11 protein-coding genes and 3 pseudogenes are annotated in these 12,276 nt (G+C 52.5%); 7 read left to right on the forward strand and 7 right to left on the reverse strand.

Translation table 11 applies throughout. The annotated features are described in order from the left end of the window. Positions 1 to 91 precede the first annotated feature (91 nt). On the forward strand, positions 92 to 319 hold the full coding sequence (locus tag JH25_RS00280) for a hypothetical protein (RefSeq protein WP_032881434.1): 228 nt from the start codon (positions 92 to 94) through the stop codon (positions 317 to 319). A gap of 440 nt (positions 320 to 759) precedes the next feature. Here JH25_RS00280 and JH25_RS00275 read toward each other — a convergent pair whose 3' ends face one another. The 5 genes and pseudogenes from JH25_RS00275 to JH25_RS0127505 form a co-directional block, all read right to left on the reverse strand. Continuing rightward, positions 760 to 3,003, reverse strand: a complete 2,244-nt coding sequence (locus tag JH25_RS00275) for a nitric-oxide reductase large subunit (protein ID WP_032881436.1) — start codon at positions 3,001 to 3,003, stop codon at positions 760 to 762. Between the two features lie 857 nt (positions 3,004 to 3,860). Then, positions 3,861 to 4,190, reverse strand: coding sequence for an STN domain-containing protein (locus JH25_RS00270; RefSeq protein WP_032881437.1), 330 nt, complete (start codon positions 4,188 to 4,190; stop codon positions 3,861 to 3,863). Positions 4,191 to 4,250: 60 nt separating this feature from the next. Further along, positions 4,251 to 4,364, reverse strand: a pseudogene (locus JH25_RS28460) (IS3 family transposase); the annotation flags it as partial. A 91-nt stretch (positions 4,365 to 4,455) separates the two neighbouring features. After that, positions 4,456 to 4,764, reverse strand: coding sequence for a hypothetical protein (locus JH25_RS00265; RefSeq protein WP_032881438.1), 309 nt, complete (start codon positions 4,762 to 4,764; stop codon positions 4,456 to 4,458). A gap of 185 nt (positions 4,765 to 4,949) precedes the next feature. Continuing rightward, positions 4,950 to 5,540 (reverse strand): annotated as a pseudogene (locus JH25_RS0127505) (recombinase family protein). Positions 5,541 to 5,792: 252 nt separating this feature from the next. Between JH25_RS0127505 and JH25_RS00260 the strand changes: the two are divergent. The 4 genes from JH25_RS00260 to JH25_RS0127510 all read left to right on the forward strand — a co-directional run bounded on the left by JH25_RS00260 (position 5,793) and on the right by JH25_RS0127510 (position 8,711). After that, a complete protein-coding gene (locus tag JH25_RS00260; RefSeq protein WP_032881439.1) occupies positions 5,793 to 6,035 on the forward strand; it encodes an AbrB/MazE/SpoVT family DNA-binding domain-containing protein in 243 nt (80 codons plus the stop codon). Next, on the forward strand, positions 6,035 to 6,373 hold the full coding sequence (gene mazF, locus JH25_RS00255; protein WP_032881440.1) for an endoribonuclease MazF: 339 nt from the start codon (positions 6,035 to 6,037) through the stop codon (positions 6,371 to 6,373). The genes JH25_RS00260 and mazF overlap by 1 nt, the downstream gene beginning before the upstream one ends. A 606-nt stretch (positions 6,374 to 6,979) precedes the next feature. Continuing rightward, complete coding sequence (locus JH25_RS28860) at positions 6,980 to 7,204, forward strand: hypothetical protein (RefSeq protein WP_164699573.1); 225 nt, start codon at positions 6,980 to 6,982, stop codon at positions 7,202 to 7,204. 1,306 nt (positions 7,205 to 8,510) lie between these two features. Beyond that, a complete protein-coding gene (locus JH25_RS0127510) occupies positions 8,511 to 8,711 on the forward strand; it encodes a hypothetical protein (RefSeq protein WP_177327442.1) in 201 nt (66 codons plus the stop codon). Between the two features lie 213 nt (positions 8,712 to 8,924). Here the strand turns inward: JH25_RS0127510 and JH25_RS00245 are convergent, their stop codons facing one another. Then, complete coding sequence (locus tag JH25_RS00245; RefSeq protein ID WP_032881442.1) at positions 8,925 to 9,335, reverse strand: winged helix-turn-helix transcriptional regulator; 411 nt, start codon at positions 9,333 to 9,335, stop codon at positions 8,925 to 8,927. An 86-nt stretch (positions 9,336 to 9,421) separates the two neighbouring features. Here JH25_RS00245 and JH25_RS00240 point away from each other — a divergent pair, with 86 nt between their 5' ends. Together JH25_RS00240 and tnpC are read left to right on the forward strand one after the other, a co-directional pair. Then, a complete protein-coding gene (locus JH25_RS00240) occupies positions 9,422 to 10,261 on the forward strand; it encodes an SDR family oxidoreductase (RefSeq protein WP_032881443.1) in 840 nt (279 codons plus the stop codon). A 92-nt stretch (positions 10,262 to 10,353) separates the two neighbouring features. After that, positions 10,354 to 11,538, forward strand: a pseudogene (gene tnpC / locus JH25_RS0127515) (IS66 family transposase); the annotation flags it as partial. A gap of 35 nt (positions 11,539 to 11,573) precedes the next feature. Here tnpC and JH25_RS00235 read toward each other — a convergent pair. Beyond that, positions 11,574 to 12,194, reverse strand: a complete 621-nt coding sequence (locus JH25_RS00235; protein ID WP_032881504.1) for a LysE family translocator — start codon at positions 12,192 to 12,194, stop codon at positions 11,574 to 11,576. Positions 12,195 to 12,276 lie beyond the last annotated feature (82 nt).

Here is a 12,276-nt window from a genome sequence, read left to right on the forward strand (position 1 = left end):
CCACGAGATGAATCGTCTCGGGTTTCGTAGACACTTCTTTGCCTTGAAAAGGCTATCCGGTGAACGATCAGAATAAGTAGGAATAGACGGCATGAAGCGATTGATTGGATACACCACACCCCAGGCATTGAGGCTCTATTTCGCGGGCTTTGCTGTGACACTGCTAGCTGGTCTGGTGGCCTCAGCAACCGATTCCAAAATTGTTCTGGCGTTGGGGGTTTCGGCAAGTCTGTTGATGTGGTGGCCGCTGGTTCGTGATCTTGTGCCGGTAGCATTCTCCGTCTTGATCCATGGTCGTTGGCCGACTCGGGACTTATGAGAAAATCACGATGAAGCACATACCAATGTTAAGCACAGAACTGAGTGCCGCTGACATGAACTCACCAGAAAGGAATCTTGCGCCATGACCTGGGATGCCCCATGAAGGCATCCCAACGCCCATGCCCTCTTGGCCTTGAAGCGATTGCACGACACCCTGTAACAAGCGTATGACGCTGTATTTGCAGCTCAGGAAGTGACACCGCGATCAACGGGGCCGGGCACGTTGCGCGGGGATGACTCAATCGGGGGTACCCCCGGGCTGCTGTCCTATCAGGAAACAACCGAGAGCGAGTGGGACGTCAGGTTCACATGTTCGCTCCTAACGGTTTCTCTTAGGACCTGATGCTATCGCCGATAAGAGCGCCGGTCAGATCCGTCGCTCAATGGACGTGGACGCGCTAAGTCGGTAGCACCAGGTGTAGTTGAGTCATCCCGTTTTTAGACAGGTTTCGCCGGCTTGCTAAACTGCACTTTGGTGATCTGCCATACCACTGCAAACGCGCCGACCAAAAACACCATATCGCCGAAGGTGCGCAGCCAGCGCAGAGTTTGCAGCAAATCCTGTTGCATGAAGGCCTCGCTGCGGGCATACCACAAGCCCTGACTGGCGCTGGCGTAAAATTGCAGAATACCGACAGGCAACAGGCTGGTGAAAATCATTATGGCTAGGCCGCCATTGAGCCCCCAGAAACCGGTTTTCATTAGCCGTTCACTGAACTGCAGATTCGGCTGTAGGTAGCGTAGGATCAACAGACAGAAACCCAATGCCAGAGAACCGTAAACGCCGAACAGCGCTGCGTGGGCATGCAGGGGCGTTGTGTTAAGACCCTGAATGTAATACAGCGAGATCGGGGGGTTGATAAGGAAACCGAACACACCGGCCCCTAGCATGTTCCAGAACGCGGTGGCGATGAAGAACTGCAGAGGCCAGCGGACTTTCGTCATCCACGGTGCACGCTTTTCGAGGTGCCAATTTTCCCAGGCTTCGTAGCCGAGCAGAATTAACGGCACCACCTCCAGTGCGCTGAAGGTGGCACCGACGGCCATCACTGGAGTGGTGGTGCCGGCGAAGTAGATATGATGAAAAGTGCCGGGGACGCCGCCGAGCATGAACAGCGACGCCGAACCCAGGGTGGCGGTGGTTGCCAGTCGTTTCGACACTAGGCCCATGTTGGTGAATATAAAGGCCAATGCGGTGGTGGCGAACACTTCAAAGAAGCCTTCCACCCACAGATGCACCACCCACCAGCGCCAGTATTCCATGATCGACAGATTGGTTCGCTCGCCGTAGAACAAACCGGCACCATAAAATAGACCAATCGCAATCACCGAACAGGTCAATAGTGCTAGCAGGTTCTTGTCACCGGGAGTACGAAGTGCTGGCACTATGGCGCGCAGCATCAGTACCAACCAGAACACAATGCCGGCGAACTTGGCGGTCTGCCACAAACGGCCTAGGTCGACATATTCATAGCCCTGATGGCCCAGCCAGAAACTCCACTTGGCCGGCATCAGTTGCGCGATGGCAAGGAAGTTACCGATGTAAGAACCCACTACCACCAGCACCAAGGCCCAAAACAGTAGGTCCACACCCAGTTTCTGGTATTTGGGGTCCTTGCCACCATTGATCAATGGTGCCAAAAACAACCCGGCGGCGAGAAAGCCGGTAGCGATCCAGAACATCGCGCTCTGCAAGTGCCAGGTGCGGGTAAGTGCATACGGGAACCACTTCGACAAGGGCAGGCCATAGAAGTCCTGGCCTTCAACGGTGTAATGCGCGGTCACTCCACCCATTAGTACTTGGAAACTGAACAACGCGCCTACTAACAGCAAATATTTTCCCAAGGCCTTTTGCGAAGGCGTCAGAGTGATCAGGCTCAGCGGATCTTGCGCGGGCACAATGGGCTCGCCCTCTTCGTGGTTGCGCAAAAATGCCCATCCCCAGACCAGAAAGCCAATCCCTGCCAGCAGTACCACGATACTGACGACCGACCAGACTATATTTTCCGCGGTGGCATTGTTATCAATCAGTGGTTCGTGTGGCCAATTGTTTGTGTAAGTCGCCGTTAGCCCTTCACGTTCGGTCGCAGCGGCCCAGGCGGTCCAAAAGAAAAAGCGAGTCATCTGCTGACGTCGTGCAGGATCAGGTAGGGTCACTTCCTTCATGGCAAAACTTTTGCGGCTGTCAATCAGCGACGGATCACCGCGGAATAGGGCGTCATAGTAAGCACCTGTCTGCTTGACCGCCTGAGTACGCCGCTCGCTGAGCACCAATGTTCCATCGACCAGACGATTCCCGCGGTACTCGTGCTTGAGTTGATGACGCAACAAGGCTTGCAGTTCGCCGTCAAGCTCGGTGTAGGGCTTGGCGTAATTCTGTTGCGCAGCTAACTCCAGCCAGGCGAGCAACTCACGGTGCAGCCAATCAGCAGTCCAGTCCGGCGCCTGATAAGCTCCATGACCCCAGATCGAACCCAATTGCATCCCCCCGATACTTTGCCAAGCAGTTTGGCCGTCAAGAATGTCTTCGGATTCAAATAACAATTGGCCGCTTGCACTTTGTACACGGTCTGGGATGGGCGGCGCCTGGCGGTAGATTTCATGCCCAAACCAACCTAGCAGGCAGAAAGTTACCCCCAAAATCCCGATCAGAGACCACCATAACTTTCGGTACTCACCCATAAATCACCTCGCTTTTATTACTAGTCTTATCAAATGTACATGCAAGTTTCTGTGGCTAAACAATGAGTATTTTGGATTCAACCCAGGTCGTTTCGGGTTTTGCCTCGACCATACATTCGATGGTTATCGGTAAGGTCATAGGTATGCCGCTATAAAACTGGTGCAGGCAGTCATCTGTGAAGCCGATCCGGATTCGCCAGTAGTGACGCGAGTTCTCTTATGAGGGGGAGGCGTTGAGCTCGATAGTTTTTAAGTTGCATGGGGTTGACCTGTTTTTATGAGATTTTCCGTGAGCCAGCGTACGGACTTGACGTCTAATCTGGCTACTGCGTTGGTCTACGTCTGTCAGCACAGGATTATTTCGGCGCATTGAGTTGCTGGCAGTACTAGCAGGCGGTTATTGAGTGCTGAAGTCGCATTGGCCTCGTAGGGGGCGTGTAAGGCAAGCAGCATGGGAGCAGTTCGATCTTAAAATTTAAATAATTTTTATTGTGATTTGAACGTTCCTTAGTATTTACCACTGGTAACCCACCCCCCGACGCTTAAATTCTAGACTAGCTCCTTCTTAGGAGAGGACACGGTAACATTAAAATTAATACAATAATCGCATGTGAAAATTTTTCATATTTCGGATTTTGGCGCATCACAATTGTTCAGAATTTGTAATTAGGTAACTTTTCAAATCACAAGCCTGTTATATTCTTATAGACCTGATCCATCATGATTATGACTTCGCAACCTTGGCGTCCATATCAAAAAACTTTGCATTTTTTCCAAGGGGGTTTAAACGGAAGAACGTGGCACCGAGTAGACCGACCTCTCAAGGTCGGGGCCGATGATTCTCTGCGAAGGCGGCATCACGGTACTGTCGTTGGATGCAGTTTAAAGCTGTCATTGGCGTTGAGCTGAAAACTTAGGCCCGTGCCCTCTGACAAACGTTCCAATCCGGCAATGGTACTGAAATTTCCTTGAAGTTCGTTGCTGTACTTACCCTCTGTGAGGGTTGAGCTGACTGCCAGATTGATTCCCGCCTGCACGCCAAAACGTGATAGCGCTTGGTCTAGAGGGCCTGCGTCGATGCTGTAGAATTGACTCTCGGACTTAGCGAAAATTGCCGTGCTGTAAAGCGGTTGCAAGCTGAGTAACAGCAGACCAAATATACGAATGACAGTTGTGGGATAAATCATACGGAGCTCCTAAAGTGTTGGCGCTGACCCACCGGGGGGGAGGCAAAAATTTTGGACTGGTTATGCCGTAAGGCCCGGACTCTCACGGTACTCAATGGGACTGAGGGCGCCGAAGGAAATCTTGATTCGTTTCTCGTTGTACCAGCGGATATGTGAATTCAGAGCGTGAGTGAATGCTGCTGTGCCGGGGAGCAATGGACCCAAAAACAACGGTTGTCCGTTACACAAGCACCGGCACTAAGCCGGTGTTTGTGTAAACGCTAATTTACGAATCTTTGTTCAAGGGGCGGGTGGAGCGACGAAACAAATCTGAGACGGACCGCTTGTGGTGACAAAAATGCGCGAGCAGATAGGCTATAAGGACATTGATCGCCACGACAGCCATGCTTCTGAGAAGAGCCTCGATAATCGGCATCTGCTGGTTGAAATACAAAAACAGCGAATTCACTATCAAAATCGTTGTATACACGGTGATGATCAAACGGTACTTGCGCGCCACTAGTGCAGGTAGGATCAATGCTATGCACAAGAACCCCCAAAGACCATTCAAAATCGCTAACGCATCAAAAATCATAAGACACCTTTCCTCATACGTTACTGCCAGATCGCCCAAGCCCCGATGCCACCTTTTTTAAGGCTCCCAGGGACCAGGGCATGAGGGGACCCGCCCAGATTTACCTATATACCATCACCGCACGCCGCCATGTACTGGGGTACGACTGGCGAACCGGTCAATGACAAGTTTCTAAAGACAATTTCCTAAACGACTGGTATTGGTTCCTTAGCTTTTGCCCTAATCCTGGTAATAGTCTGGCGCGATGTATCGAAGTCCCTGGCCAGCTTCGACACAGATACCCCAAGGCTCAGCAACTCCAACACCTCCATTTGCTTACGTCAACGCGTCACGCCTGCCCACCTTTATCCCTTGGGCTCGTGCGCGAGCTAACCCGACGTTCGTACGTCCAATCTACAGATCACGCTCAAACTCAGCGACCGCCGAGATAACGGCCATGTTCATCTTGCCCGCTGGGCTGGTTAGATCCATTCCGCCCAGGGCCAGGCCGTAAAGTCTGATCCCCTCCCCTGGCAGCTTTTCTACGGTAGATCGAATATCCATCGCATTACGGCCAAGACGATCAAGCTTCGTCACAATCAAGATATCGCCCGATTCAAGACGGTCGAGCAGCTTTACAAATCCCGGTGGTGCATTAGCGGCGATCCCTCCACTGATGCACTCAAAGGCGATTCGATACGAAATAACCGGAACCCAGCGGCTTCGATTTCCATCACTTGGTTGTCAGTTGCTTCGTCCGGGGTGCTTACCCGGGCATAGATGAACATGCGCGACATAAATTGCCCTAAAACTGTCCGAAAACTGTATGCATCGATCGCATACTGTGCGAAACGCAGTTTCTCTAGGTTGCGGATATGACTAGCGTGGGTGACGGAAAACGTTCGTTTTCGGACACCCTTAGCTGCCGCATGATGTTGCTGCTCTCCTGCAGATGACTCTTCACTATTTCACGTTGATACATTGTTGATCCTATGGATTGAAGCTGTTAAAGTATCGTCATTGTTGATACGAAAAGTGAGGGTCATCCAATGCAAGTCATTATCAAAAAATGGGGCAATAGCCCTTCTGTACGAATTCCGGCCGCAGTCATGAAGCTGGCCAAGCTATCACTGGATTCGGTGGTCGATGTTCGCGCCGAAAACGGCTGTGTGGTCATTGAGCCGATTTTTCCGCAGGAGATTAGTTTGGACGAATTGGTTGCGGGCATTAACCCAGCGAACCTGCACGCGGAGTTCAATTTTGAAGCGGCCGTTGGGAAGGAATCTTTTTGATGGTTCGGCGTTATGTCCCGGATGCCGGCGATATTGTCTGGCTGTATTTCGATCCCCAAGCGGGGCATGAGCAATCCGGCCATCGCCCGGCGGTGGTACTCAGTCCGTCCAGTTACAACCATATAACGGGCCTGATGCTGTGCTGTCCGATGACGACTCAGCTGAAGGGCTATCCCTTTGAAGTTGAGGTAGTTGGAGAGCGCTCCGGTGCCGTGCTGGCTGATCAGGTCAAAAGCCTGGACTGGAAAGCCCGTCAGGCCGAGTTCAAAGGTAAGGTTTCACCGGCAGAACTAAGCGCTGTGCGGATTCGTGCGATTGCCCTAATAGGTAAGCCATAGAAAAACCTGACTTCGGGGAGTCTTTGAACCTAAATCAATGATTATCGGCTCCTCCCCTCCCCCATAAACGGTCTTTAAGCACCGTACAGTGTCCAAAATACCCATTCCCTTGTTTGCGGACAGCCGTTCGTCCTGGACAACACTCATTTTGTCTCTGCACCTCCTATAGCTGGTTTGGCTTAACCTCGCCCATGCTCCAACCTCGGACATTCTGCAAGGAACGCTAAGGCAGAATTAAGTAAGGGGACCCTCCCCTTCTGTTGGGTCCAAGGCAGAAACGAAAAAAGACGCCATGGGCGTCTTTTTTTGTTTCGGTAAAGCAGATCCGGACACCACTTACGAACCGCCTTGCGCGGTTACGGCTTTCGCCGCTGGGAAGCGCTCAATCTCATCCGGTCAGTCGCTTCGATAAGTCAATCGAAGCGTAATACGGCGCGTATTACAAGGTTGTGCAAGAAAACGCAAGGAGGGAAGGGAGCTCCCCCCAAAAAAACAATCGCTTCCGCCTAATTCTGCAAGGACTGACCATGGAGATTGTAGGGATATTTCCAGCGGCCTTCATTTCATTTAAAATATCTCGGTCAAATGGAAGGGGAATAAGAGTACGTGTCTCGGGTTCATCATCTGCAGCAAGCGCTAGTTGCCGTTCTTTTTACCGCGAGAATTCAAGGTTTGAATCTTGATTTTCTTTGCAATCAATCCATGGGCATCTTGGCGGGCAAAAATGTCTTCGACCATAGTGATGATTTGATGATAGATGAAACGATAACCGAGATAGAACATGCTAAGCGCATTGCTGCTGAATTGGTCTCACACACCAATTTAGCGTGACTTTCACGTTACCGTTGCGCCAGGGTCCATAGAGAAAGCTCTCTCAGCTTCGCCTCAGTCGAGTCGTCAAACGCGGCGAGCAGCCGGTTCGCCTGGTCGTCTGTGATGCACGCTGCGCATGATAGACCCAGTACGAAGCCGTGAGCCCTCGCGCCGGCTTTTACCGCCAAGATAATAGATCCGGATTTTTGGATTTCGGCGATAATTTTATCTGCCTGACGAGCTACTTCGGTAGGCAGGTTTCCTCTCCAATCTGCCATTTCAAACTCCATGCATTTAAGGCATTATTGGCTCAAAGCCATCCACAGGAGCTGTACGCTCCTCTGAGCAGAATGATTATAAGAAACAAAAAAGGTTCAAGTAATTCTTCGAAAGGCTAGCACCACGTTTTCACTAATCACGATTTCGTGGCGTCAATACCTTAAGAATTCGATCAAATCATCGTCCTCCATCATCCGTGATGGCTATCTGCAGACCTTTGCTGATGATTGGCACTTGATCACGTAGCCGGATGCGCTCCATGGCCTGCTCAATCCCCAGCCTGAACTTTTTCACAATCTCTTCTCGGCGACCGCCAGCGTCTATAGCGCAGCCTTGGCTGGCCTTTCTTGTACTAATTCATGGCCATCTCTTCTATTCCGATGGATGCCAGTTTGAGCTGAGTTTTACGTTTGCGTTGCTGGATGTGGGCTATACCGCGCATGAATCGACCCTCACCTAGTGCTAGGCGCCGACCGCTTCGAAGATCCGCGCGCCGTGCGCCTCGTCCAACGGCAGGGGGTCGGGAATGGCTATCCAGGCCGAAGACACCATCTGGCTATTGTTTTCTTCGTCGCGGAGCTGCTTGTAGCAATGCGTTGATAACGCCGGCCAGGTGGTGAGATAGATAGACGCCGTTGGGAGTGGCCTTCACCGACTTGCTGCAGCAGTCTCCACGGGCGTCAATGCAGAGCGCACGGAGGTAGATAGTCCATTGCTGCGGGATAACGCACACGGCTTTGCCGATCTCCCGGATGGGGGGGCAACGACTTGCAAATGACCATACCCTGGCGGCCGCTTGGGTCAATGTTCACAACAGCGTCGTAGAGGGTTTCGGCTTATGGCCCGGCAGGAGCATGAACGACGCAAAAAGGCTCAGGCCGCTATCGCGATGATGCAAAGTAGGGAGGGCGTGTGATGGGGGCGAAATGCAAAGGGGAGTCCAGCCTCTCGCTCACGTACAGACTTCCGCAAGGCTTACGGGCGGTGAAGGCTGGTTCGGCGGATTTATTCAAGCGAAAAATCATGATCAAGAGGGGAGCAGGCCATGGCGATTGATAGGGCCGTGGCCAAGCTGTCTATTCGCGATGAGCAAATGGGTAATTTCATTTGGCTGTATTTCGGTGCGAAGTGGCCAGCGCTTCGTATTGCACGGGCGAGTGACATTGAGGAGGCCAAAGCTAGAGAGGTCATCAAGGCCGGTGTCGCTTGGGTTGACTGCGCAATTGAGGTAATTCGTTCTGCATGAATAACTTTGATCGGTCGGATGACATTATTTTTTACAGTAGGGTAGTATCAATGAGCCATCTTTTTGGGGGTATTCGCTATGCAGATGAGTGAAGCGGAAGAAAGTGGTGCAGGCCGCCGATGTCGCCAGAGGTCGACCGTTTTAGCGACTGATGAATATCTGGCATCGTCCATAAATTACATCTTCCGAAATCCCTCTCCCAAGCAGGCTTGATCAATCGTCTGCTTGGGTATCCAGTTGGCTGCGCCGCCACAACAGGATTTGCGGCAGTTTTGTTTCGATCCAATCGATCATGTTCTTAAGGTGCTCTGCGGCTTCCTCGCCTAGTGGAGTAAGGCTATATTCCACGTGCGGGGGCACTACCGGCAACGATTTCCGCTTAATCAGCCCGTCAAATTCAAGCCTCTGCAAGGTTTGCGATAGCATTTTCTCACTAATCCCGCCAATTTTGTGGCGCAGCTCGCTAAAACGGTGCACCCCTCCCTGAAGTATCACAAGAACGAGACCCCCCCAGCGGCTAGTCATGTGCTTAAGTATCTCACGGGCCGGGCAGTCCACACTCAGCACGTCTCCACGTAGAACAGCAACTGAAAACGTATTAGAAAAATCGTTGCCTGTTTTCATGATACTTACCTTTTAGTGCGTACTTACGAAAATTTTTTTCCAAAGATAAAGTGAATGCTCTTTCTTTTCCAATCAAGGTATTGGTCATGATCGCAATCACTGGAGCTTCGGGCCAACTAGGCCGTCTTGTTATCAAATTTCTGCTAGAGCGTGTCCCTGCCAACCAGATAACAGCCTTGGTCAGAGACCCGCGTAAGGTGCAAGATCTTGCTGAGATAGGTGTAGTTGTGCGCAAAGCCGACTACAACGAACCAGAGACGTTTACTACTGCGCTGAAGGGGGTTGATAAACTCCTTTTGATTTCCTCCAATGAAATGGAAAGCCGGGCTGCCCAACACCGCGCAGTGATCGATGCGGCTAAGGCCGCAGAGATAAATTTGCTCGCCTACACCAGTGTCCTGCACGCTGATGTCTCTACCTTGGGCCTAGCTGCTGATCACCGGGATACTGAAGAAGCGTTGAAAACATCTGGCGTGCCCCACGTACTGCTTCGTAATGGCTGGTACAGTGAAAACTACCTCGCTAGCGTACCAACTGCGATAGAACATGGTGTATTGCTCGGCAGCGCTGCCGATGGCCAAATTAGTTCGGCACCACGTACTGAATATGCTCAAGCGGCTGCAGTGGTTTTGACCGCTGAAGATCAGGCGGGAAAAGTTTATGAGCTAGCAGGCGATAGCAGCTTTACGTTGACCGAGCTGGCTTCGTTGATTAGTCAAAAATTTGCTAAAACTGTAGCTTATCAAAACCTCCCGCAGATTGAGTTTGAGGCGGCATTAATCAGTGCTGGTTTACCGCCCGGTTTGGCTACGCTACTCGCAGACGCCGACGCGGCGGCAGCCGAAGGAGCCCTGTTCGATGAAAGCGGGGTATTGGGCAATTTAATCGGACGCAAGACCACGCCAATTGCTGATTCTTTGAGCTAAGCGGCCAAATTAGGCGGTAGTATCACTAGGCGTGCCTCTGTGGAGCCATTGTATGCCTAAAGAAGTGAGCTACCGCCTTGAGGTTTTGAGCACCGGACAACAGCCACTGCCAGTGCGGTTGCGCCCTCAAGCGCATCAGCGAAGATGCCAGCGAAAAGCTCGACTACACGACCGGCGTGTTCACCGTCGAGCGACACATCCGTGGAAAGTGGGCCTGCGCACAATGCGAAACGTTGATCCAGGCTCCAGTACCGGCGCACGTCATCGATAAAGGCATCCCTACAGCGGGCCTGCTGGCTCACATCATGGTGGCCAAGTTCGCCGACCATCTGCCGCTGTATCGCCAAGAGAAAATTTTCGGCCGCGCCGGGCTGCCCATCGCCCGTTCGACCTTGGCGCAGTGGGTGGGCAACTGCGGCGTGCAATTACAGCCGCTGGTTGATGCGTTGCGCGAAGCCGTGCTGACGCATGGCGTCGTCCACGCGGACGAAACGCCGGTACAAATGCTGACGCCTGGCGCGAAGAAAACTCATCGCGCTTACGTCTGGGCCTATGTCACCAGTCAGTTCTCCAACCTGGCGGCGGTCGTTTACGACTTCAGCCCGAGCCGCGCTGGCGAACATGCCCGAGCCTTCTTGGGCAGTTGGAACGGCAAGCTGGTCTGCGATGACTTTGCCGGCTACAAGGCAGGCTTTGAACTGGGCGTTACGGAGATCGGCTGCATGGCCCATGCCCGCCGGAAGTTGTTCGACTTGCACGCGACCAACAAGAGCCAGGTCGCCGAAAAAGCGCTGCACTACATCGTGGCCTTGTACGAAGTTGAGCGAGAAGTCCGAGAGCTGGAGCCGGGTGATCGGCAGCGAATACGGCAGGAAAAAGCAGCGCCAATCGCCGACGCACTTCATACCTGGATGATCGCCCAAAGACAGCTTGTGCCTGAGGGTGCGGCCATCGCCAAGGCGCTGGATTACAGCCTCAAACGCTGGATAGCGCTGACGCGCTATCTCGATGACGGTGCTGTGCCCATCGATAATAACTGGTGCGAGAATCAAATCCGGCCGTGGGCTCTTGGGCGCTTGAACTGGCTGTTCGCGGGCTCGTTACGCAGCGGCAAACGGGCAGCAGCGATCATGAGTTTAATCCAGTCTGCGCGGCTTAATGGGCATGATCCGTATGCTTATCTGAAGGACGTTCTTACGCGCCTGCCGACGCAGCGGGCGAGTGAAATTGATCAGTTGCTGCCGCATAAGTGGCAACCCATCCCACCACGCAGATGAGTCGGAGACACTTATCATCATCTGCTTACTGCGGATCAAGCTCGACGTGTCATCAATAGCATTGAGGCGGCAGCCGACAACAAGCCAGCGCAGCAACGGTTGAAAATTTGCTTACCACGAGGCAGAGCGAACCAACGTCGCATATGCAATCCGATGTACGCATAGATGCCAATCGCAATCCACTCCAATACCAAAAACAGAAGACCGAGCAACGTAAGCTGAGAACCAATGTCTGCCGTTGGGTCGACGAATTGAGGCAAGAACGCGGTAAAAATCAGGATGGCTTTGGGGTTGCCTGCGGCAACGAGGAATTCCTGCCTTGCCAGCGCGCATAGACCTATCGGGGCGTTTTTTGACTCAGCTTCCGCTTGCGGTGTAGCTCTCCACAACTGGTATGCCAAGTAAAAAAGATATGCCGCGCCAACTATTTTGATCCCATAGAAGATTAGCTCTGAAGTTTGTAACACTACGGCCAAGCCTGCCGAAGCCAGCGCAATCATCACCGCGAACGCCAGCAAGCGACCAACACCTGCCATGCATGATCTGCGGTATCCGTAGCGTGTTGCATTGCTGATAGACAGCAGGTTGTTAGGCCCAGGCGCCATATTCAGGGCAAAGCAGGCGGGCAGGAATAACGCTAGCGTCGCAAGGTTCATATGGATATCCATAACCATTTTTCGTCAATCCTACAATTGAACTGCCGCGCTTGCCACCGTCCTTAGGGTCATGCTGGAGCAC

The sequence above is a fragment of the Pseudomonas sp. BRG-100 genome, assembly GCF_000737955.1.
Classification (GTDB): domain Bacteria; phylum Pseudomonadota; class Gammaproteobacteria; order Pseudomonadales; family Pseudomonadaceae; genus Aquipseudomonas; species Aquipseudomonas synxantha_A.

Coding starts and splice junctions, on each gene's coding strand:
- JH25_RS00280 (WP_032881434.1), top strand. CDS start 92: ATGAAGCGATTGATTGGATACACCACACCCCAGGCATTGAGGCTCTAT.
- JH25_RS00275 (WP_032881436.1), bottom strand. CDS start 3,003: ATGGGTGAGTACCGAAAGTTATGGTGGTCTCTGATCGGGATTTTGGGG.
- JH25_RS00270 (WP_032881437.1), bottom strand. CDS start 4,190: ATGATTTATCCCACAACTGTCATTCGTATATTTGGTCTGCTGTTACTC.
- JH25_RS00265 (WP_032881438.1), bottom strand. CDS start 4,764: ATGATTTTTGATGCGTTAGCGATTTTGAATGGTCTTTGGGGGTTCTTG.
- JH25_RS00260 (WP_032881439.1), top strand. CDS start 5,793: ATGCAAGTCATTATCAAAAAATGGGGCAATAGCCCTTCTGTACGAATT.
- mazF (WP_032881440.1), top strand. CDS start 6,035: ATGGTTCGGCGTTATGTCCCGGATGCCGGCGATATTGTCTGGCTGTAT.
- JH25_RS0127510 (WP_177327442.1), top strand. CDS start 8,511: ATGGCGATTGATAGGGCCGTGGCCAAGCTGTCTATTCGCGATGAGCAA.
- JH25_RS00245 (WP_032881442.1), bottom strand. CDS start 9,335: ATGAAAACAGGCAACGATTTTTCTAATACGTTTTCAGTTGCTGTTCTA.
- JH25_RS00240 (WP_032881443.1), top strand. CDS start 9,422: ATGATCGCAATCACTGGAGCTTCGGGCCAACTAGGCCGTCTTGTTATC.
- JH25_RS00235 (WP_032881504.1), bottom strand. CDS start 12,194: ATGAACCTTGCGACGCTAGCGTTATTCCTGCCCGCCTGCTTTGCCCTG.